This is a genomic window from Desulfosporosinus orientis DSM 765, from assembly GCF_000235605.1.
Lineage (GTDB): Bacteria > Bacillota > Desulfitobacteriia > Desulfitobacteriales > Desulfitobacteriaceae > Desulfosporosinus > Desulfosporosinus orientis.
Genome location: NC_016584.1, coordinates 4,464,665 through 4,487,726, shown reverse-complemented (window position 1 = coordinate 4,487,726; position 23,062 = coordinate 4,464,665). Strand labels below are relative to the sequence as shown.

Annotated in this window: 18 protein-coding genes and 1 pseudogene; 16 read left to right on the top strand and 3 right to left on the bottom strand. The window is 44.3% G+C overall.

Annotated elements, in window-relative coordinates; genetic code table 11:
• Positions 1-28: 28 nt before the first annotated feature.
• From DESOR_RS20790 to DESOR_RS20750, 9 genes are read left to right on the top strand one after another with little or no spacing between them, the layout of a single operon-like run.
• The gene (locus DESOR_RS20790; RefSeq protein ID WP_014186566.1) at positions 29-1,621 is read left to right on the top strand and encodes a 2-oxo acid dehydrogenase subunit E2; all 1,593 of its coding nucleotides are present in this window, start codon (positions 29-31) and stop codon (positions 1,619-1,621) included.
• 18 nt (positions 1,622-1,639) lie between these two features.
• Entirely contained in the window at positions 1,640-3,181 is a 1,542-nt protein-coding gene (lipA, locus tag DESOR_RS20785) for a lipoyl synthase (RefSeq protein WP_014186565.1), read from the top strand.
• Between the two features lie 14 nt (positions 3,182-3,195).
• Positions 3,196-3,630, top strand: a complete 435-nt coding sequence (locus DESOR_RS20780) for a glycine cleavage system protein H (protein WP_014186564.1) — start codon at positions 3,196-3,198, stop codon at positions 3,628-3,630.
• A 2-nt stretch (positions 3,631-3,632) separates the two neighbouring features.
• Entirely contained in the window at positions 3,633-5,144 is a 1,512-nt protein-coding gene (locus DESOR_RS20775) for an FAD-binding oxidoreductase (RefSeq protein ID WP_014186563.1), read from the top strand.
• A complete protein-coding gene (locus tag DESOR_RS20770; protein ID WP_014186562.1) occupies positions 5,141-6,310 on the top strand; it encodes a (Fe-S)-binding protein in 1,170 nt (389 codons plus the stop codon). The genes DESOR_RS20775 and DESOR_RS20770 overlap by 4 nt, the downstream gene beginning before the upstream one ends.
• Before the next feature lie 48 nt (positions 6,311-6,358).
• On the top strand, positions 6,359-6,781 hold the full coding sequence (locus DESOR_RS20765; RefSeq protein ID WP_014186561.1) for a glycine cleavage system protein H: 423 nt from the start codon (positions 6,359-6,361) through the stop codon (positions 6,779-6,781).
• Entirely contained in the window at positions 6,774-7,856 is a 1,083-nt protein-coding gene (locus DESOR_RS20760) for a radical SAM protein (protein ID WP_014186560.1), read from the top strand. The genes DESOR_RS20765 and DESOR_RS20760 overlap by 8 nt, the downstream gene beginning before the upstream one ends.
• Positions 7,840-8,814 carry a radical SAM protein gene (locus DESOR_RS20755; RefSeq protein ID WP_014186559.1) on the top strand — a complete coding sequence of 325 codons (975 nt, stop codon included), beginning with the start codon at positions 7,840-7,842 and terminating at the stop codon, positions 8,812-8,814. The genes DESOR_RS20760 and DESOR_RS20755 overlap by 17 nt, the downstream gene beginning before the upstream one ends.
• Before the next feature lie 38 nt (positions 8,815-8,852).
• A complete protein-coding gene (locus tag DESOR_RS20750) occupies positions 8,853-9,527 on the top strand; it encodes a class I SAM-dependent DNA methyltransferase (RefSeq protein ID WP_014186558.1) in 675 nt (224 codons plus the stop codon).
• A 47-nt stretch (positions 9,528-9,574) separates the two neighbouring features.
• Here the strand turns inward: DESOR_RS20750 and DESOR_RS31065 are convergent.
• The 3 genes and pseudogenes from DESOR_RS31065 to DESOR_RS20740 form a co-directional block, all read right to left on the bottom strand.
• Positions 9,575-10,052: pseudogene (locus DESOR_RS31065) on the bottom strand (transposase); the annotation flags it as partial.
• A 388-nt stretch (positions 10,053-10,440) separates the two neighbouring features.
• Positions 10,441-12,834, bottom strand: coding sequence for a PEP/pyruvate-binding domain-containing protein (locus DESOR_RS20745; RefSeq protein WP_014186557.1), 2,394 nt, complete (start codon positions 12,832-12,834; stop codon positions 10,441-10,443).
• A 48-nt stretch (positions 12,835-12,882) separates the two neighbouring features.
• Positions 12,883-13,491: a TetR/AcrR family transcriptional regulator gene (locus DESOR_RS20740; protein ID WP_014186556.1), complete on the bottom strand. Its 609-nt coding sequence runs from the start codon at positions 13,489-13,491 to the stop codon at positions 12,883-12,885.
• Positions 13,492-13,701: 210 nt separating this feature from the next.
• Between DESOR_RS20740 and DESOR_RS20735 the strand changes: the two genes are divergently transcribed.
• The 7 genes from DESOR_RS20735 (at position 13,702) to DESOR_RS20705 (ending at position 23,028) form a co-directional block, all read left to right on the top strand.
• Positions 13,702-15,384 carry a sensor histidine kinase gene (locus DESOR_RS20735; RefSeq protein WP_242832373.1) on the top strand — a complete coding sequence of 561 codons (1,683 nt, stop codon included), beginning with the start codon at positions 13,702-13,704 and terminating at the stop codon, positions 15,382-15,384.
• Between the two features lie 24 nt (positions 15,385-15,408).
• Positions 15,409-16,866: a sigma-54-dependent transcriptional regulator gene (locus DESOR_RS20730; protein ID WP_014186554.1), complete on the top strand. Its 1,458-nt coding sequence runs from the start codon at positions 15,409-15,411 to the stop codon at positions 16,864-16,866.
• 252 nt (positions 16,867-17,118) lie between these two features.
• Positions 17,119-17,994 carry an FAD binding domain-containing protein gene (locus DESOR_RS20725; RefSeq protein WP_014186553.1) on the top strand — a complete coding sequence of 292 codons (876 nt, stop codon included), beginning with the start codon at positions 17,119-17,121 and terminating at the stop codon, positions 17,992-17,994.
• Positions 17,995-18,012: 18 nt separating this feature from the next.
• Entirely contained in the window at positions 18,013-18,501 is a 489-nt protein-coding gene (locus tag DESOR_RS20720) for a (2Fe-2S)-binding protein (RefSeq protein ID WP_014186552.1), read from the top strand.
• Positions 18,498-20,828, top strand: coding sequence for a xanthine dehydrogenase family protein molybdopterin-binding subunit (locus DESOR_RS20715; protein WP_014186551.1), 2,331 nt, complete (start codon positions 18,498-18,500; stop codon positions 20,826-20,828). The genes DESOR_RS20720 and DESOR_RS20715 overlap by 4 nt, the downstream gene beginning before the upstream one ends.
• A 228-nt stretch (positions 20,829-21,056) precedes the next feature.
• Entirely contained in the window at positions 21,057-21,629 is a 573-nt protein-coding gene (locus tag DESOR_RS20710; RefSeq protein ID WP_042332586.1) for a TetR/AcrR family transcriptional regulator, read from the top strand.
• 199 nt (positions 21,630-21,828) lie between these two features.
• Positions 21,829-23,028 (top strand): iron-containing alcohol dehydrogenase, encoded by a 1,200-nt coding sequence (locus tag DESOR_RS20705; RefSeq protein WP_014186549.1) that lies wholly within the window; start codon positions 21,829-21,831, stop codon positions 23,026-23,028.
• The last annotated feature ends 34 nt before the right edge of the window (positions 23,029-23,062 follow it).

Genomic DNA, 23,062 nt, shown 5'->3' with positions numbered 1-23,062 from the left:
AAGCAGAGAAATTGGAGGTAAAGGAAAAATGGCACATATAATGCTTATGCCCAAATTAGGTTTAACCATGAAAAAAGGAAAAATCGTGAGTTGGTTAAAAAAGGAAGGGGAGGCGGTGGATCTAGGAGAAGCTCTCTTAGAGGTGATGACCGAAAAAGTTAATATTAATGTTGAATCACCTTATAAAGGCGTTCTTTATAAGATTATCGGTGCTCCGGGCACGAGTTATCCGATCTCAGTTCCCCTTGCTGTTTTAGCGGAAGAAGGGGATGATGCCGCTGCTTTGGAAGCCGCTCTGGATGAAGCGAAAAGTGTTTTGCAAGCGGCACTGGCCGGCGGGAATGATGGAGCAGAGAAGAAGAAAGAAGCAAAACCGGTTAAACCTTTTGGGGTTTTTGCCGGTACCGGCAAGGTATCTCCTCGTGCGGCAAAACTCGCCGCTAAAGAAGGTATTGCGGTTGAATTAATCAATGGCAGCGGTCCAAACGGCAAGATTGTCGAAGCAGATGTGTTAAATTATATCCTTCAGGTTAAGGGAGAGGCCGCTTCGGAGCTGAGGCCTATAGATCCTCAGAGTATGCGGGGCGTTATAGCGGATCGTATGCTTAAAAGCCGGAGAGAGGCTGCCCATGTCACCATCATGAAAGATGTGGATATGACCTCGCTGCAAGATGTCCGAGATCAATTAAATACTCTGGGCGCAGACAAACGAGTAAAGTTTTCCTTTACAGATTTCCTGGTTAAGTTTACAGGGCAGGCTTTAGCAGAATACCCGCTTGTAAACTCGCGAAGCACCGCTAAAGAGATTGAATTAGCCAAATCAGTTCATGTAGGGGTAGCCGTCGCCTTGGAAGAGGGGCTCGTGGTTCCCAATGTGAAAAATGTTCCGCTTCTTTCTCTTGAACAAATTTCGGCAAAAATAAAAGACTTGGCAGCGCGGGCTCGGAATTCTGAACTTGACCCGTCAGAGATAGAACAAGGGACGTTTACAATTACTAATTTGGGGGCTTACGGTGTGGAGGGGTTCACACCCATTATCAATCGGCCGGAAACCGCTATTCTCGGAGTTGGTACTATAAAACAGAAACCAGTAATGGTCGATGGACGCTTAGAAAATCGCTATTTCATGACCCTCAGCCTTTCTTTTGATCACAGGATTATCGACGGTTCCCTGGCTGCGGAGTTTTTAGGCCGGCTCATCGAAATGTTGGAAAATCCCTATCCTTGGTTCCAGTTGCAGCCCCAAAGTAATGACGATCTTCTCATTCAGACCGGAGGCCAAGAAACCCCTCACGATCTCTTGGAGGCGTTTTCCGGCGGGATAGCCGAATTGAAAGAAGAAGCACCGGAATTGGCCATTGGCTTTGAAAACCTCATGGCACCGGTCTTTTGCGAGGGCGAATTGGGGATTATGGAAAAAGAATTAATGGCGGTGGCCGTCGCTGTTTATGGCAAATGTGAGTACTGTATTGCTGCCCATGTTTATAATGCCATGAATGCCGGAGCCTCTGCTGATCAAGTTTTGGAGGCCGCCGGAGTCGCTGTGGCTTTTGGAGGCGGCCCGGCTATGGCTTATACCGTAACAAAAGTTCGCGAATGCGTCAAAGCTTTTGGCGGTTAAAGAAAGCGGGGATAACCGATGGTTGGATTGTTTCGCCCTACGTATCTTCTTGACCTTGGGAAAGCGGACTATCAACCGGTTTGGCAAATCCAGAAGAATCTACAAGATCTCAGGATTAAGGGTCAGGTCGAGGATAGCTTTATCTTGGTCGAACACCCTCCCACAATCACGTTAGGGAAAGCCGGCAGCAGGGAACATATTCTGGTTGGAGAAGAATGGCTCGCTGCTCACGAATTTCAGGTTTTCCGGATTGAAAGGGGAGGGGATGTTACTTTTCACTGCCCGGGCCAACTTGTCGGCTATCCGATCCTGGATCTCAAGGCATACAAAAAGGACATCCATTTGTTGGTTTATAAATTAGAAGAAATGATGATAAGAACGCTTTCGGCCTTTGGAATCCAAGCAGAGCGACGCCCTGGGTTTCCCGGAGTCTGGGTTGGAGAGAAGAAAATTGCCAGCATTGGCTTAGGGGTCAATCATTGGGTGACAATTCATGGTTTTGCCCTTAATATTAACACGGATTTGTCTCAGTTTAAGACCATTGTGCCTTGCGGCTTGCCTGGTGTGCAAATGACCTCACTGGCTGAAGAATTGAACTGCCCGGTTAGTATTTACGAGGTCAAAAATAGGGTCATTGAAGAAATGTGTACGTTATTTTCGTGGGAAATTCGCCCCCTGTCTCAAGACGTAGAAAGATTATTGGTTGATGGCGGCCTGAAAGCACAGGTTTTTCGACCAAGTTGGTTAACGGTTCCGGCTCCTTCTTCGGGGGTGATCGAAGAAATGGAAGGGATTTTGGCCAAGGGTCGCTTGCATACGGTCTGTGAGGGGGCATGTTGTCCCAATGCAGGTGAATGCTTTGCTTTAGGCACGGCCTCATTTATGATTCTTGGTGATGTCTGCACCAGGGGATGCCGTTTCTGTGCAGTAAGCAAAGGAATCCCCTGTCCGCCTGATCAGGCAGAAGCGGAAGCCCTGGCCGATACCGTCAAAACCCTTAACCTTAAACACGCTGTCATTACATCAGTGACTCGGGATGATTTGCCGGACGGCGGAGCAGAGGAGTTTGCCCGGGTTGTGAGAGCTCTGCGCTTGAAGACTCCATTGACAAGTATTGAACTCTTGATTCCTGATTTGGCGGGATCGGAACAAGGGTTGGAAAGGATTGTTGCCGCTAAGCCGGAGGTCATTGGTCACAATATAGAAACAGTGCCCGAGCTTTATCCTCGCGTGCAGCCGGGGGCAAATTATGAGCGCTCGTTGAAAGTTCTGGCCAATGTTAAACGACTTGATCCCGGGATTAAAACTAAAAGTGGTTTGATGGTTGGTCTTGGCGAGAAAACCCAGGAAGTATGCCGCGTTATGGAGGACTTGCGCGCAATAGGCTGTGATTACCTTACCATCGGCCAATACCTGCAGCCCACGCCTAAACATCTGCCGGTAAAAGGGTTCATACCTCCGGCTATGTTTGCTTGGTATCGGGAGCAGGCCCTTAAACGCGGTTTTAAAAAAGCGGAATGCGGCCCCTTAGTCCGCAGTTCTTATCATGCCCAACCCTAACGGAGGTGGAAACTATGGCAATTATTGAAGGTTACAATTTACCTGATGACCTCTACTATACGGAAGATCATGCCTGGGTGAAAGTAGAGGGAAATTTAGTCAGAGTAGGAATGAATGATTTTGCCCAGAAATTAGCGGGAGATATCTCCTTTGTTAAACTGCCTAAAGTCGGTAAAGAAGTAGCAATAGGCAAACTTCTCAGCTCTATGCAGTCGGGGAAGTGGGCGGGACGTATCGAGGTGCCGGTGACAGGTAAGATCGTGGAGGTCAATAAAGTGTTATTGCATGAACCGCAAAAGATGAACCATGATTGTTATGGAACTGGTTGGATTGCGCTGATTGAACCTAGCAATTTCCAGGAGGACTCCTCCAAACTCATGGATGGGGCGCAAGCCGCAGTATGGCTTAAAGGAGAAATTGCCCGGAATGTTCCGGGTAAGGAGGGGTAATCATGGAACAGGCTCTGCAAAATATATGCGGGGAAAAAAGGGCCACTACAGATCCTTTTGAACTCGCTCCATATGCTCAAGATGTCGCCTATGTCCCCGCTATTCTGGTCAATTTACTCACCAATCCTCTCCCGAAAGCTGTGGTCCAACCCATCTCTGCAGAAGAAATTTCTCGTTTGATCAAGTGGGCCAGGCAAAGTAAAATGCCGGTCACTGTCCGGGGCGGAGGCTCTACTGCATATTTCAACTCTGTGCCGCTGCGAAGTGGTTTAGTGATTGACACGAATCGCCTCCAAGGTTTTTCCGAAATTGAGCTGGATCAGGTGAGCCAGAAAAAAATGGTGTGGGTCAAAGCAGGTATGACTTGGAAAGACCTTGATGACAGATTGGGCCTGCAGGGCTGTGCGGTGTGCTCCAGCCCAAGTAGTGCACCCTCCGCTACCATCGGAGGATGGGTTTCCATGGGAGGCTTAGGTATCGGGTCTGTCCCTTATGGCTCAGTTCACGAGCAGGTTATGGCTATCCGGGGGGTGACAGCCGCCGGAGAAATCTTCGAATTATCACGACCTGATCAAGGCCCAGCCAGGAACAAGGAGTCTGAGCAATCAGGCTTACAGTTTAATGATTTGCTGGGAACTGAAGGAACCCGGGGGGTTATTACGGAGATTAAGCTGTTGGTGCGTGACCTTCCGGAAAAAGAGGAACACCTCTTAGCGGTCTTTAATAATGAAACGGATACGGGTGCGATGATGTCCTGGCTGGGTGGAGAACAGTTTCCTTCTCTGTATAATGTGCATTTTAGTAGTCCGGAATTCATTATGACGCTTCAAAAAGCCGGCTACGCTCAGGAGATTCCTCCTGGAAAGTTCAGCCTGGAAATTGATCTGGAGGGCAATCGTGACGAAGTGGATCAAGCGGTTGCTCAGATCATAAAACAAGTGAAAGTCTTTGGCGGTTCTTTGCTGCCTGATGAGGTAGGAGCGAAGGAATGGGCTGATCGGTTTAAATCTCTCCGGCTGGAACAAACCCTTCCTTCCCTCCTGGCAGCAGAAATGACACTTCCGGTCAGAAATTTTGAGGCCTTTTATAAGAGCTTAAGTAAATTGGGCCAAAAGACCAACACCCTGTGCGTTACCTATGCCCACCTCGTGTCTCCTGAAATGGCCTTGGTGATGGTTCTTTATCCCTCAGATGAACTCAGCCTGATCCGTTACATCGTCGATCTGAGCTTTACCAGCAAATTATACAAGCTGGGACACAGCTTGGGTGGTAAACCCTACGTGATTGGTTTCTGGAATACACCTTATTTAGGGAAAATATATGACAAGGAAGAAAGAGAACGTCGCTGCCGGCGCAAACAAGCGGTTGATCCCCAAGCTATACTCAATCCCGGTAAGGGCTACAATCCCCCGTCAATTATTCTCAACAGCTATGTCTTTGGTTTGGGGATGATCATGCTTGGTCTCTTGCGGCCTTTGGTCCTTAAAATCCTCAAAGGAGGAGAAGGACAATGAAAACCCTTGAAGAACTTCGGGAGCAAATCGCTAAAACCAGTTATATTTGTGGGAGCTGCGGCAGCTGCCGAAGTGTCTGTCCCGTTTACCGGGAAATTGGCTGGGAATCCTCGGCACCACGCAGGAAAATTGCTTTGGCCAAAGAGATATTCCTGAAGAAAAAAGAGCAACAAACCACGGGCCAATATGCCCAGCGTTTGCAGGAGTGTACGCTGTGCGGCAAATGCGCGGAAATATGCGCAGCCGGGATTAAAACCCGTGAGCTTTGGCTGAAGCTGCGGGAAGATTTAAGAGCTCGGGGAATGGAACATCAGAACTTAAGTCAGATGGCGCTGCAAGTTAAAGCGACACATAATATAAGCACGTTCCCGAATGAAAATCGCCTTGACTGGGCGGAGGATTTAGATGAGTTTGAAGTAGAAGCCTGCAAAGCCGGAAGCGAGGTCGCCTACTTTGTAGGCTGCGTGTCTTCCTTCTATCCCATGTCAGTTGGAATCTCCCAAAGTATTGTCAGTTTATTGGATCGAGCAAATGTTAGTTACACTGTTCTGGGAAGTGAGGAATGGTGTTGTGGATTTCCCCTCCTCGCTGCGGGAAATTCTCACCAAGTTACTGAATTAGCCAAACATAATGTGGAAAAGGTACGCACTCTCGGTGTCAAAACCTTAATAACGGGCTGTGCATCCTGTTATCATACCTGGACCCACGAATATCCCGCGATCCTCGGGGGAAGTCTGGGCTTTGAGGTGCTCCATGCCACACAGTATCTGGCAGGATTAGTCCGTACAGGACAATTAGAGCCGGGCAGTTTAGATGAAACCGTCACTTATCATGACCCCTGCGATTTAGGCCGTAACAGCGGAATTTATGACGAGCCCCGAGAACTATTACTGGCTATAGAGGGGGTTGATTTTGTAGAAATGCCTCACCGCCGGGAGATGGCTGATTGCTGCGGCGGAGGAGGGAATCTAGCCGCCGTAGATAAGGAGTTAAGCCAAGGGATTGCTGTGCAGCGGGTCCGGGAGGCCGCAGCTGCCGGGGCAACTATTTTAACCTCTGCCTGCCAGCAATGTGTACAGACCTTGCAAATGGCGGCGAGACAGGAGAAATTGCCCCTTGAGGTTCTAGATGTTACAGAGTTATTGTGGCGATCCTTGGAAGAATAGGATAATTCGCTATTGAAATAGGAATATAATGAGAGAGTGGGTGAAGATATGAAGATCGGAGAGTGGGATTTCCCGGAAGAATTGCTCTATGATGATCATCATCAGTGGCTCAAACGTGAGGATGAAACGGTTACCGTTGGCTTGACTGACTATGGTCAATACACTAGGGGAGATATTTTATACTTGAGTCTGCCGGAAGCCGGTGCTCAAGTGAAGGCAGGCGAGGCTGTAGGTTCTCTGGAAACGGGAAAATGGGTCGGGCGTTTTTATGCTCCTCAGACAGGGGAAATCTGCGCGGTGAACGCGGAGGTGCTGGCAAACACCCGCTTGATTAATCAAGATCCCTATGGGCAAGGCTGGCTTTTTAAAATGAAAACTCATTTGTTTGAAGGGCAATTGCTGATGTCCGTGGAGCAGCTTAAGGTCTGGTTAGACAGGGAGTTAGAAAGGGAGAAGGCCTGTGATGTCTAATACTCACGCTTGTTCTCAAAGTGAAAGTCCGGAAGTTATCCAAACAAGTCTTGCTGCCGCGATGACCCTCGGTTTAAAAGGCGGTATTTTTTATCGGGATGCCAAGCTTACCTGTTTAAACTTGCTCCTGACTTATCAAGAGGGCTGTCAGGGACGCTGTGCTTATTGTGGTTTGGAACAAAAACGTTCTGAAAAAACTAAAGGAACAACCTTCATTCGAGTTGCTTGGCCCACCTATTCCTTTGATCTCATTCTTGAACGGACAAAACAATATCAAAACTCTTTGCAGCGAATTTGCTTATCCATGATTACCCATAAGCGGGCCATGGAGGATTCATTAAATCTCATTGCCCGCTTACACAGGGAAGTCAATTTACCGATTAGTATTCTTTGCGCCCCAACGCTGATCCATAAGACGGAAGACCTGCATAAACTCAAAGAGGCCGGGGCCGATCAGCTTGGAGTGTCGATTGATACGGCGACTGCAGAAATTTTCGAGAAATACCGAGGAAAAGGTGTACGGGGACCTCATCGCTGGGAGCATTACTGGGAGATATTAAGCAAGGGTGTTGCTGTTTTTGGTCAAGGTCAGGTCAGTGCTCATCTCATTGTTGGTTTGGGAGAAAGTGAACGCGAGATGGTCATGGCGTTTCAGCGAATCCACGACTTGGGTGCAGTGGCCCACCTCTTTTCGTTTTATCCTGAACCGGGGAGTGCTCTGGCTGAGAAAGCAGCCCCCTCTCTTGGTCAATACCGTCGGATGCAATTAGCCCGTTTTCTAATTATGAATGATATGGCGAGTGCCGAAATTATGGGCTTTAACAGCTTTGAACAAGTATATGATTTTGGCATAAATGTTGAACCTTTTGTTGCTTCCGGTCAACCTTTCCGCACGTCCGGCTGTCCTGGCAAGGATGGAGAGACCGCTTGCAATCGGCCTTACGGCAATGAACGCCCCGGTATTATCTTGGCCAATTATCCTTTTGCCCCCAATAGGCAAGATGTGGAGCAGATCAGGGGTGAACTCTACGCCGGACTTATGGAGGGTGTTGAACAATTTGAATTCGAGGGATGACCTGTTCTGGTCGGAATCTGATCAGAACGCAAACTTATCGGATCTGCTGAAGGAAGCCTGGAATTTACGCCGAAAAACATTTCCTGATTTGATCCACTTTGCAGTTCCCGGCGGGAGGCACTATGATGGAAAGTATTTTAGCAATTCGGGACGATTTCTCAATGTGAGTATCACAGGAATGTCTTGTGCTCTTCAATGTGACCATTGTCAGGGGATAATGCTGAATGGAATGATTCCAGCTCTAAACCCTGAAAAACTACAGGAACTGGGAATTACCCTGCAAAAAAAAGGCGTTACCGGACTTCTTATAACAGGAGGATGTGATCGTGAGGGGCAAGTCCCCCTTAAGCCTTTTTTGACGGTTGTTACTTATCTAAAATCCTTAGACTTTACGATTCATGTGCATACGGGCTTAGCAGATAAAGAAACAGCAGTTGGGTTAAAACGGGCTGGAGTTGATAAGGTTTTTTTAGATATGATTGGTGATGCAGATACAATTCGCAGGGTTTATCATCTTGACCGTAAGCCTAGTGCCTTTATAAATGCTTTAGAAACTCTGCTAGCCGAGGATTTGGATGTCGTCCCGCATGTGGTTCTCGGCTTAAACTATGGGAAAATCATGGGAGAAGAAAATCTCATTCAAACGTTAAGTGACTATCCTCTGGAAACGTTGGTGTTGGTTGCTTTACGAGCCGTGCCGGGTTCTCCGATGGGCGGAGTCAGGGGACCGGATCCGGCTGAGATTGTCAGGATCACCGCTCAAACTCGTCTCTTGAATCCTTCGCTAAAACTAAGTTTTGGTTGTGCTCGACCCTGCACTCAGAAGGCTTGGTTGGAGAGAGGGCTTATTGCAGCGGGAATTAACACCTTGGCCTTTCCCCTCGATGAAACCATAGATTTAGCCTTAGCGTGGGGGTTGAAACCTGTCATGAGTGAGATGTGCTGTGGTGGACTGTAGGAAAAAGGAGAAAGAACTAAATAGAGGGGAGCAAGTTGATGACGATTGAACTCTTTGATGCTATTGCTGATGAATATGATAACTGGTACAGAACGGAAATTGGACGAGCAGCCGATCAAGTGGAGCGTGATCTGGCTGTTCAGCTCTTTCAACCATCCGGTCTCAAGTTGTTAGAAATCGGGTGTGGAACCGGACAATACACGACTATGTTAGCAGAACAGGGTTATGTTATCACGGCCGTTGATATATCTGAAAAAATGATGGCACGAGCTCGAGAGAAAATTATGGACATGGGGTATCAGGTGAAATGGATCAATGGGGATATCACTCGAATTATGAATCAACTTGAGCAGTATTATGGTATTCTTTCAATGAGTGCTTTTGAGTTTATTCCAAATCCGGAGGAAACCTTAGCTGGATTATTCGAGCATTTAGAGTCTAAAGGATGTTTGGTAATTGGGGTGATTGCAGGAGAATCTCCCTGGAGCGAGTTCTATCGCAGGAAAGCTATTGCAAAACCTGAATCTGTATTCGCCCATGCACGGTTTTATACGGAATCCGAAATTCGTCAATGGAAGGTAGGCGGAAGGCTTGAAATTGGTAAAGCACTTTATTTTCCGCCTGAGGTGTCTTCGATAGAACGAGCTTTAACAATGGAAATGCAGAAAAATACGAACCCTGGTTTTATGGTCGCCAAGTGGGTAAAAGAATGATTGTTGGGTGTTTGATAGCTTCCCCCTCCCCATAACAGGGCAATTTTTTAAATGCATGCAGTTTGAATAGAAACAGGGGGAGATTTGCCTATACTCATAAAACGTCTGGGTTTTTCTGAGCCGCATCTAGGGCATTTACTCAATTCTCTTCCGATGAGTTTTTCAATAAGTTGGAGGGTTGAGAGCTTCTCTCTGGTTAATAGAGTCTGGGTAAGCTGTTTACAAAGTTTTAACTTTGTAGTCTTATTACGATTTCCGAGCAAGCCGTAGTGTCTAATTTTCATGAAGCCACTCGGCAAAATATGAATAAGGAATCTGCGAATAAACTCTTCTGCGGAAAGAATCATCACCTTTTGCTGGCTGTTATCCTTATAATCCCGCCATTTAAAGGAGACCGTATCTTTTTCAAGATAGAACTTTAACTGGAATGAAGAATTTCTTTCTGCTGTTCACCCATTTCCCGAGGGAAGATAATCCACCACCGGGGACAATGCAGTGATGCGGAACGTGTGTAAAGGTTTGCCCGCGTAACAATATAAAACTCAATGAGCTTAAACCAGCATATGGGGGGAATTGCGAATTTTGTCTTGCGTGTATAAACCTTTGTCCGCAAAAGGCAATCCGATTAAAAAAAGAAAGTAATCCAAATGCGCGCTATTTAAATGGAAATGTTACATTAAAAGAAATTATCACGGCAAATAATTAAATAAGGATAGTAGAACAAATCAGGCTGCCTCGTGTTATGAGGCGGCCTGAGCCCTGGAATAGTCAGGGATTGGTTTCATCATTTTGTCTGGAAGATTACGCTATAATGCGGACAAAGAACGGATCAATCAACTCCTCGATGACCAGGACTACGAGCTGATTCGTGGCTTTGGCGGGCAGTTGGAGCATTTGTAACTAAAGCGTTTTTTTAATCGTTACCTAAGATAACTACAATACCTCTCCCACCATCTACTAGCACACGATCCCCCGTTTTTAATCTCATCATTGCATTACCACAGCCCAAAACTGCAGGAATCCCTAATTCACGCGCAATCACAGCGGCATGGGAGAGCGGGGCCCCTACATCAGTAATTATCGCACACGCGCGAGGGAAAAGTGGTGTCCACGCAATATCAGTTTGAGATGTCACAAGAATTTCGCCCTTTTGGAGTTGATCTCCTTCCGCAATACTTTTTAAACAGCGCACAATTCCTTCTAAACGGCCGGCCGATCCAGGTGAACCAACAATGGTATTCGTATTTGGCTCTTCAACATTTGTTTTAACATTACTTGACTTTGCATCAAAAAAATCATTTCTTCGATTAGGATTTAAAGTCCACTCATAGGGATCAAAACGCCCACTTATCACAGAAGGGTAAGCAGGTAATGCACAATATTTTTGATAGGTAAGCTTGCGAGCAGAGATAAATTTTAGGACATGTTGATCACCGGAAAGAACATCCATTAGTTCATTAATGGTCAAGAAGAAAATATCCTCTCCAAGTCCTGTCAATTCTCCAGCCCGAAGTGCAATACATCGAGCTAACCAACGATCGCGTACATACTCAGAGCGTACAGCTTCACGTATCCGACCCTTTGCCGCGATTTTTTTAATTTGGCCAAGCTTACTCTTTGCCTTTCGGGGATACTCTGTTTCAAAACGGCTCCAAGTGATCTCAAACTCCGATTGCCTTTTACGTAATATGGCCTCTACGTCAATCGGCGCTGTGTCAAATTGATTTAGCTGATCATCAAACCAATTTGCATCTTCTGCTGGACGTGGAACAGATAATTCAAATTCATTCGGTCCTCGATGTCCGTAACGCCTTAAATAATCCGTTCGGCTAATCTGCCCTGCTGCAATTTTAGATATACCGAGAACCGGTCCTAAACTCTCGAGCAACTCAGAATCGACATCTATGCTTATACTGCTGCTTAATCCGGAAATTAGCCTATCGGCATCATCGGCACCAACTAATTCTGTCATTTCACGACGTAATTTCATCGCATTATTAGAGAATTGAGTTACACTGCTCATTACGAACCAAACTGTATTTTTGAGATGAGGTAATAGTTCACGTTGCCATAATAAACTGAGATCGTTGTTAGTTGGGCTCGCCTTAATCTTTGCTTGCATCCGCTCACAATACTGCGCATTGGATTTTAAAAATGTTGATACTGTTTTTTGAGCCTGCCTTTGTTTATAGACCATTTTTACCAAATTACACATTGCCAGTAACATTGATAATTTGGGCAGTTTGATAATTGGAATATCAACGCCTTCGGGAAGTTGTGTATATAACAATCCTTCAAGAAAACGTAAAATATGGTCTTTACTTCGTCTTAAGCTATGGAAAATGGAGGCATAGATACTTAAGTTTAGATAAATTCTTCCCCCGATGTTTCCGGAGGAAGGGTATCCCGGAAGAAGTGCCCACGACTCATAAATCTCACGTTGCACAGTCCAAGTCAGCGGTGTCATCACTTCGGGAATCGCCTCGCCAAAATTAACATTTGACCAAAGGAAATTTCCTGTTGCGCTATCATTCCATTCCCCTGTCGTTGGATTATAGCCAATCAGCGTAGTAATTGGTCGAGATTGCAAGACATAAAGCCTCTTATCAGCAATGGCCCATTCGATATCCTGTGGGCATTTCAGTTCTTTTTCTAACTGTTTGCCAAGATTCAGTAATTGATGAGCAAATCGTTCAAGTTCTTTTGGTACTGTTTGAATAGACCGTGTTCGATCTAATGTAAATGTATATGGATTCACTTTTCCCGAAACAAGGTCTTCTCCTAATCCAAAAACAAAATTCCCTGACATTTCATGGCGATTGACCGTTACAGGATTCGCCGTAAACAAAACACCTGATATCTCTGCTTGAACCATAATTTGTACAACGACTGACATGTCATGGCAACCATCAATTCCTTTGACATCGCTATAACTTTGCACTTCTTTGCTATATCGCGAGTGGCGTACCGTTTCAATACCTTCTTTGATTTCATCATCAAGGTGTAGGTTAAGTACAGTGTCAAACTGACCGGCAAAAGAAGCTGCGATTGAATCTTCGGCAAGGCCCGAAGAACGTACAGCAAAGGATGCATCCCCACAGTCCTTGCGCAAGGCTGCAAGGCAATCCTTGATTTGTTTCCATGCCTCTGGCGTTAACTCATCTTGTTTATACGCAGATGGAAGTATTACAAAGCCATTCGGCACTACATATCCTTTTTGAAAAAGAAAGGCTAAAGTTCCGCCTTTTCCTCCTGCAAGGTGCCGTTTTTCAACGCTTAATTCATTGAACATATACACATGGGTCATGCACTTTTCTCCTCTTTAAATATCTTTTGTTTTTCTACTTTTTCCGAATTATTGGTTTTGGGCACTTAAGTTCTCGATAAGTGCCTGTAATGCCCATTCTAAAGCGTTTGCAGTTTGATTTGCATTCAGTTCAAAACGTTGCCGAAGCGTATTCCATGTCAATGAACTATGAAGATGAGAAAGTATAGCTGCCCGTTGTTTTGCCACATCAGCCGGTATATCTGGAATACGTTCAATAATCAATTCTATGTACTTCTGATCTCGCTCACGTCTGCTCCGAGGTTGAATATTTTGAATAGCTAGTGCTACGGTAAATGCTTGCAGAATCGTCGAATGTTCTTCAAAGACTTCGACTGTTTTTTTCGTCACTTCCGGCAGTTGCTCGATGTTTAGTGATTTTAGTGTCAGATTCTGCCCCACAATTCCTGCTGCAGATTCATATAGTGCTTCTAAAAGAGATTCTCGTGTTGGAAAATGCTGATATACGGTGCCATACGAAACACCGGCTCGATCCGCTACTTCTTTCATACTGAAAGTAAGAATACGCCCTTCGTTAATAATCTCTGCTAAGGCATTCATGATTTGGGTTCGGGTAAGTTCACGTTGTTGGTTCCGTAGAGCACTTTGATAATGACGTTTCGATTCTTGTTTATTCATAGGATCAACTCCATTATAAATTAGATAGTGGTCATCTATATTTAATTATGGTTCTTTAATGCCAAATATGCAACAAGAAATAAATACGATTTACATTACGCATTATCATCTGGACCATTTTGCCGCAGCGGGTTATTAGTTGGGTATCAATGGGTTCTTTTTTTCTAACTGGGTAGCAGGGATCTTAATAAATTAATCGAATACCAGCAAATGAAGAAGATTATTTTTGATACTATAATGCTAATATTTATAATTACTGGAGATGGAAAAATGATACCTCCAAACGAAAGTATCAATTCAGTGATTGAAGAATTAAAGAGGCAAAACAGCCGTTTGGCTATCATAAATCAAATTGCTCAAAGCATTAATGTGGAAATGTCCTATGAGGAAATTATTGAGCAGGTAGCTACTCCTTTACGAAGCGTGTTACCCTATGATTTATTGAGTTTCTGCCTTTTGGAAAATGATCAGCTAATTATTAAGTCAGGCGTTCCCAAGGAGCAAAAAAAATTAGGAGTTGGCTGGAAGTTGTCCCGTCAAAACTCTGCACCTTGGAAAGCCATTAAGGATAAAAGCTGCTTCCTCAGGCAGGATATATGGAATGACAGCCATAGATACATGGAAGATGGCACTCTGCGGTCATTAGGGATAAAGTCAGCAATCATGGCTCCGCTTCTCGTCAAAAATGAAGTTATCGGCACGTTGAATTTTGGCAGTAAATTAGCGTTCGCCTATTCGGAAAATGATTTTGTTTTTGTGGAGCAAATGGCCGACCAGCTTGCAGTTTGTATCAACAACTCTCGCCTGTTTAGCGAGGTCCTGTCCATTAAATCAGAGTGGGAACAGACATTTCAAGCTGTTCCCGACAGGCTCTTTTTGATTAATCCAAGCTATGTGGTGCTTCGGCATAATAGATCAAAAGAAATCACGAATGAAAAAACTAATCAAGTTTGTTATAAAATGTTTTCCTGTTGTGGAGGACAAAAAAAATATTGTCCATCGGTTACGGCCTTTAAAACTGGCAGACCAGCTGTACAAGAAGTTATGGGACGCGACAATAAGACCATTTTTAATATCAGTGCCTATCCAGTTAGCAACGAAAAGGGTCGTCCCGATTATATGGTCATTTATGTACAAGATATCACTGCGAGAAGGAATATGGAAAGCCAGCTGTTCCAATCTGCAAAATTCGCGGCAATTGGGGAAATGGCTGCTGGGGTGGCTCACGAACTTAACAGCCCCTTGACAGCGATTATCGGCAATACTGAACTTCTAGCGAGAAAAAAAATGAGCTGCGAGACAACAGAAAAATTGTTACAAGACATCAAGAGCTGCAGTCAGCGTTGCAACCGCATTATTCAAAACCTTTTGACATTTTCCCGGCAGGATAGTTATGCCTTTGAACCGATCCTGATCCATGAAGTGATTAAAGCCAGCCTCTCTCTTGTCTCCTATCAAATTAAAAAGAGCAACATCAACATCATTGAGCGTTTTAATAGCGCGATTCCACCAATTATGGGCAATAAACAGCAGCTAGAACAAGTTATCATTAATCTTCTATTGAATGCTCGGGATGCACTAGAGGGAATAAGCAACTCTGTTATTGAAATCAGTACCGAAATGAAATGCGACCATTGGAGTCAAGAACCGGTCATAATGGTCAATGTTAGCGATAACGGATGCGGTATTCCCGATAATATAAAAAATAACATCTTCAATCTATTTTTTACCACAAAAGAGAAAATGAGAGGTACAGGATTAGGGCTTTCGGTCAGCCTGGGTATAGCGCAGACTCATGGGGGGCGCATCGAAGTTTCCAGCACGCTTGAAAAAGGCAGTGTTTTTACATTGGTACTTCCCTTGGTTAATCATTCGGTCGTTTCTTCCGATTAAGATTTAGCAATAGGAGGAATGGGTGTGAGCATAGCAGAGATTCTAATTGTAGATGATGAAGTTGAAGTTTGTACATTTTTCAACTATTACTTCCAAGAGATTAAGCAATTGCCCGTTCATGTGGACTATTCGGGAGAGCTTGCCCGGAAGGACTTTCAGCAGAAAAAATACGACCTTGCCCTTATTGATCTCAAATTGCCGGATACAGATGGGATTACGCTATTGAAGGAAATAAAAGCACTGAATCCCAATTGTGAAGTCATCATCATGACGGGATACAGCACTGTTAAGTCTGCGGTTGAAGCTATGAAGTTCGGAGCTTTCGATTATATAGACAAACCATTCAATGATCTGGGCGAGCTGGACGAAATTATTGATAGAGTCCTGCAATTTATTCAAAGCAAACAGACATACGTCCAGAATGAGATAAAAACTATCACCACGAATTTTGGAATCGTCATTAGCGAAAATAGTCCGATGAAAGAAATACTACTTCTGGCCAGGAAAATAGCGAGTAAAAAGCTAGGCGTACTCATTGAGGGGGAAACAGGAACAGGGAAAGAGCTGGCGGCTAGGTACATTCATAACAACAGTCCCCGTTCCAGTCACCCTTTCATCGCCATTAACTGTGGAGCATTAACAGAATCGCTCTTGGAAAGCGAGCTCTTTGGGCATGAAAAAGGCGCTTTTACAGGTGCCATCAGCAGACGTAGAGGAGTTTTTGAAATTGCTAATTACGGGACTCTGTTGCTCGACGAAATCGGAGATGCCTCGCCCGCGATTCAACTGAAACTTTTACGAGTCTTGGAAACGGGGGAGTTTTACCGGGTGGGGGGCGAAACACCCTTGAAAAGTGATGTGCGTATTTTAGCTGCTTCCAATAAAAACCTACGACAGGCAGTTAAGGACCGCTTATTTCGAGAGGATCTTCTCTATCGACTGGATGTGGTGGATCTGAAGCTTCCTCCCCTAAGGAAAAGGGTCATGGATATCGAGCCCCTGATCAATTATTTCATTGAAAAGAATCTTTCGGATAAGCAGACACAAGCAGTCTTTACCAAGGAAGCCATCTCTATACTACAGAACTATTCCTGGCCAGGTAACATTCGGGAATTGTCAAACGTTGTATCCAGAGCAATGGTCTTACGAGTAGGTTCTAAAATGGACGAGAAATGTTTGCCTCCCTATTTATTAGCGAGAGAGGAGAAGCATTTCGAAAAGGAGAATAACGGAAATGTAGTACTGAGCGAAGATTCTCCGCAGATCTGGACCCAGCATAGGCTGAAAACCATTTTGGAACAAGATGAGGTTAATCTGCCGGAAGTGATAAGGATGCTGGAACAACAGAACAACGACATCATTCATACAATTATTATGAAAGCTTTGGAAACTACAAATAATAATCAAAATAAAGCAGCTGAACTCCTGCACATTAACCCGAGGACACTGCGTTACCTGAAAAATGAAAAAATAAAAAGGTAAAAACGAGTAAACTATTTAAAAATGGTGGCGGCCGATTTTTTGGCTGCTGCCATTTTTTTGGCTGCTTAGCCGATTTTTTGGTTGGGTGAATCTGTATAAAGTTACATGGCTAGGAAAATTATTGACTGAAAAGACCCTTACAGCGCGATTTAGAAAAGGTAGGCTGTTTGGCAAAATAATGGCATTATTCTTGCAATATTGAATACATCGATATTTATTTGCAAATTAGAAAATAAAAAGGGAGGTCATGTCGTGTTCCAAGAGTATTATATGGCTGAATCAGTATCCGACGCATTAAGTTTTCTAAACAAGGGACCTGGAGATGCCGTTATCATTGCGGGCGGCACAGATTTACTACTTGATCTTCATGAAGGAAAGAAAAGTACAAAGTCACTGGTAGATATTACTCGTATTCCTGAATTAAAAAATCTTTTCTTGGAAAACGGTATTATCAAAATCGGCGCAGCGGTAACCCATGCGCAGGTGGCTGAATTAGAGCTTATTTGGGCAAATGCACCGGCTTTGGCTATGGCGGCCAAGAAAGTGGGTTCTCTGCAAATTCGCAATATTGCCACTGTCGTCGGCAATATTATCAATGCCCAGCCAGCGGCAGATACAGCCGTTGCTCTTACAGCCCTGGGGGCAAAAGTGACGATCGCGGATACATCTGGAACGAGGGATGTTCACATTGAACAATTATATGAAGGCTTTGGAAAAAGCAAAGTTGACTGCAGAAGAGAATTGGTTACTGAAGTAATTATACCTGCACATAAACAGAATCAAAGTTCTTATTTTGTCCGTATGGAACAAAGGAAAGCACTTGCTTTACCCATGCTGAATATAGCCGTGATGGTTTCTTTGGAAAAAGGGCAACAACGTTTTGAATGGGTGCGTATCGCGATGGCTCCGGTAGGACCTGGGCCGATGCGGGCAAGCAATGCCGAAACGATGCTAAAAGGCGCAGCGATCGATGATGAGATAATCACCAAGGCATCATACGAGGCGGCAGCCCAGGCCAATCCGCGCGATAGTGACTTACGGGGTTCCAGGGAGTATCGGCTGCAAGTTTTACCGGCCTTGGTGAAGAGGTGTATAGAGATGGCGGTTGCCCAGGTCAATAAGGTCTGATAAGGAAGGTGGAGAATCATGAATACATTTAAACTTACATTCACTTTGAACGGAGAAGTTACGGAAGTCTTAGCAGAGCCTTCCGAGATGTTGGTAGATATTCTGAGGGAGAAAATGTATTTAACAGGGACGAAGAAGGGCTGCGGAAAAGGGGAATGTGGGGCCTGTACCGTCATCATGAATGGGCAAGCTGTCAACTCATGTATGATTCCGGCGATGAAAGCTATGGGCGCAGTAGTAGAAACCATCGAGGGAATTGGAAATAAAGACACGCTTCATCCTTTGCAGGAATCGTTTATCGATGAGGGTGCCATCCAGTGTGGTTACTGCACACCTGGTATGATTATGTCGGCTAAAGCCCTTCTGGATAAAAATCTTAATCCCACTAAAGATGAGGTTAAAGAAGCCATGTCTGGAAACATCTGTCGCTGCACTGGTTATGTGAAAATTGTTAATGCTGTTTTATCGGCAGGTCAAAAAATAAAAAGTAAGGAGGAAGGGGAATGAAAACCTTCAATGTGGTTGGCAAAAATATCAAAAGAAATGATGCCCTGGAGAAAGCAACAGGAAAAGCCATGTTTTCTACTGACATGAATATACCGGGGATGTTATATGCCAAAGTTTTGCGCAGTCCCCACGCGCATGCTCTCATAAAAAGTATTGACACATCGATAGCAGAAAAAATTCCCGGCGTCAAAGCGATAGCGACATGGGAAAACACACCCCGGGAGCTGTTCAATACGTCTGCTACCATGACCTTTACAGTGCCCAGTATGGAACCGGTCCTGGACCAGTATATTTTTGATAAGGTCGTTCGTTATGTCGGTGATGAAGTGGCCGCAGTGGCAGCCGTCAGCGAGAAGGTCGCTGCAGAAGCCCTGAAACATATTAAGGTAGAATATGAACTTCTTCCAGCTGTATTCGATCCCTTGGAGGCTATGAAACCGGAAGCTCCAATTATTCATGAATGTCCTGCCGGCAAAAATATTCCCGCAGAAATCGTTAAATTCGGAATGGGCGATATAGAAAAAGGTTTCGCAGAATCGGATGTTATCTTCGAAGATATGTTTACGCTGCCAATTCAAAAACAAGCCCAGTTGGAAACTCAGGCAGCCCTTGCCCAGGTGGGTTCGGATGGAAGTATCACGGTATGGTCCACCACTCAAACACCTCATCCCTCGCGCATGATTCTTTCGAAGATTTTTGCGACTCCTCAGAGCAAAATTAGGGTTTTAAATCCCCCTTATGTAGGAGGCGGGTTTGGAGTCCGAATTGGGTTAAGCGCGAAAGCGGAGCCTATCGCAGTTGCCCTTTCTAAACTTACCGGAAAACCCGTGAAGATAGTTTATACAAGGGAAGAGGACTTCACTTCTTCCGATACCAGGCATGGCGGATATGTTTGGGTAAAATTAGGCTGCAAAAAAGATGGGACTTTCCAAGCTATGGAATTGAAAAGTGCCTTAAATGCGGGTGCATACTGCAGCTTTAGCGGTGAAACGCCGGGTGTCTTGGGAGCTATGGGGTTGGCAGTCTATCGCATGGAGCATATGAGTTATTATGGTCACAGCGTTTACACCAACTTCACGCCCTCGGGTGCCATGCGTGGCTTTGGCAACCCACAGGCTATGTTCGCTATTGAAGCTGCCGTGGATACCTTAGCCGAACGGATCGGGATGGATCCACTGGAACTACGTCTGAAGAACATCATACAAGTTGGTGATAAATGGTGTCTTCCCTATGCCTGTGGATCTACCGGTTTGGCAGAATGTATTCAAAAAGCAGCTAAAGCTATTGGCTGGGAACGAAGAGGAACACTGAATGAGCCGGGTAGTAAGATCCTCAGAGGTATCGGGATGGGAGTCGGAACTCATTGTAGTAACGCTTGGCCGTTCTGTGTTGATTATGATAATGCGATTATCACTGTCCAGCAGGATGGATCGATGCTGTTGGCTGTAGGTGTCCCTGATATTGGTACGGGAACATCGACAACCCTGCCTCAATTGGCTGCTGAAACCATTGGAGTAGAAATGGATCAAGTCAATATGACGTTCGCAGACACCCTGACTACACCCTTTGATATAGGAAGCCATGCCAGCAGGACACTGTATGCTGCAGGTACTGCTGTTGTCGCCGCTGGTAATGATGTGCGCAAACAGATTTTAGAGTATGCTGCAGACGTCATGAAAATTGCTCTGGAACGATTGGATATTACCAAGGGGATCATTCATATATCTGGATACAATGAAGCAGAGGCTTGTGAAGGCAGCGGAATTTGCCAGTCCGGTGAAGAGTCGATGACGCATATTTCCGTAAAAGAATTGGTCTATCATGCCCACTTGCGCAACAAGCAGTTTATCGGAATCGGTCGGACCACACCACCTAATTCCCCTCCCTGGCATGCCCATTTTTACGAAGTGGAAGTGGATACAGAGACCGGTATGGTGAAAGTGGTGAAAGTAGCAGCTGCCCATGATGTAGGTAAAGCGGTCAACCCTATGATCGTCGAAGGGCAGATTGAAGGTGGAGTACTCATGGGAGTAGGCTACGCCACAAGTGAAGAAATCAAGATCAATGCCAAAGGGAAACCCCTCCACACTAGTTATCATAAATACCTTTTGCCAACTGCCATGGATGCTCCGGAAATCCAGGCGATCATTGTTGAATCTAATGATCCGTCCGGTCCTTATGGGGCAAAAGGTGTAGGCGAATGTGGCATGGTGCTGTCGGCAGCTGCGATAGGCAATGCGGTCTACAATGCAACGGGAATTCGCTTCAATGAAATCCCCCTGACTCCAGAAAGAGTCTATAAGAAACTTCAAGAAAACAAAAAATAAACGCCAGACTAGTTAGAATCCATGGAAGGGAGCATCGCTTACTACTTCAAAAAAATAGTTTTGCGATACTCCCTTTTTGCTAAAACAAAACCCAACTATTATGAAAATGGACCTGAGTACCTTTGCAACGCTACTGATTATTGGAAAAAAATGATTGACATTTAAAATAATTGAAATATAATACAATTATAAATCGGTCAGGTGACCGACTGATAGATGGTGATAAAAATGACTAAAGAAGACTCAGCAAGCCAACTAATCAATACCCGACAGAGTATCCTTGAGGCAGCAAGTAAACTTATTGCAGACAAGGGCCTTAAAAATACCAGCCTGGCAGATATCGCAAAGGAAGTTGGCATAAGTAAAGGAACATTATATTACTACTACTCTACCAAAAATGACATTATCTATGATATTGCGGATATTCATTTAGCCAAAATTACTGAAGAGCTAATATCATGGATTGACAATATTGAGCATAATATTGCACCGGAAGAAATATTAAAAGTGGTATTCGAGAAAATTTCAAGTGCTGAGACAAGAGGTAAGCTGCATTTGTATCTTGTTAGTGATGCTGTAACAAGCAATGAGCAGCTTAAGAAACGTTTCAAGGAGAAATATAAGGAGTGGAGAATTTCTCTGGAAAATGGTTTTCGAAAGGTGTTAAAAGATAGAACTGCAAACTCTGAAGTTTTATCTCATATTATACTAGCCTCACTTGATGGATTTACTATTCAGTGGTTGATTGGTGTAGAACAAGTTCCTATTGAAGGGATTGCCAACCTCTTAGCAAGGAGTTAATCCCAACGGCTTCCGCTCTCTCTAGAGCGCAATGTAAGCTGTGTTTGCTTTAGGCATTCTCGGGCGGTTGAACGACCGAATAATGTAAAAATAATTAACAGAAAATTATGAAATTTGTAATGTATTAAAACAGCAAAATGCAGCTGTCATTTATTGTACAGAAAAAATCACCATATTTTTATGAAAAAGGAGGTTAGTGATGTATACACTGTATTGCAGAATTTATCAAAGTGCGTTTAAAATGGTTTCTAACGTTTTACCCTGGCATCAACCTGAGTTATTGAAGGGTGAAAATTGTTTAAACGAGCTGCCTAAGTTAATCAAAACTAAGGGTATTAAAAGTATTTTAATCGTTACGGACAGTGGTATCGCTTCATTAGGGCTTATTGATGGACTGCTTAAGGGGTTAACTAATGAGGGTGTAAACACTGTCATATATGATAAAACTGTTCCTAACCCCACAATTGATAACATTGAAGAAGCATTGCAACTGTACAAATCTAATAATTGCCAGGGTATTGTTGCTTTTGGTGGCGGTTCACCAATGGATTGTGCCAAGGGTGTCGGTGCACGTGTGGCAAGACCCAACAAGTCCATTCCTCAAATGAAAGGGGTATTGAAGGTTAGAAAAAAAATCCCTCCTCTGTATGCAATTCCAACAACAGCGGGAACAGGGAGTGAAACTACGATAGCTGCAGTTATAACCGACAGTAAGACACATGAAAAATATGCCGTCAACGATACGTCATTAATACCTCAATATGCAGTACTTGACCCGACTCTTACAGTTAATCTGCCACAGCATATAACTTCGACAACTGGTATGGATGCTTTGACTCATGCTGTTGAGGCATACATAGGCAGAAGCAATACTAGAGAAACAAAACAATACAGTAGAGACGCAGTGAAAATGATTTTTGAAAACCTTTTTGAAGCTTATTCCAACGGTAATAACCTGGCTGCTCGTGAGAAAATGCAAGAGGCTGCATTTTTGGCCGGAATGGCATTTACACGTGCCTATGTAGGATATGTTCATGCTATAGCCCATACACTGGGTGGTTTTTACTCAGCTCCGCATGGGCTAGCAAATGCCATCATTCTGCCTTATGTATTGGAATATTATGGTGATTATGTTCACAAACCTTTGGCAGAGCTCGCAGATTTAGTTGGACTAAGTGCTTCTGGTGATACCGATCAACGAAAAGCAGAGAAATTCATTGATGCAATTAAGAAACTGAATAATCGTTTGGGGATTCAAGACAAAGTGAACTGTATCGTTGAGAGTGATATTCCATTGATGGTTAAACGTGCTCTTGCCGAAAGTAATCCGCTTTATCCAGTGCCAAAGATTATGTCTAAAGAAGATATTATGAAGATTTATTATCTCATTAAAGAATAGGAGCAAGCATTATTTATGGGTTTAAATATAATTC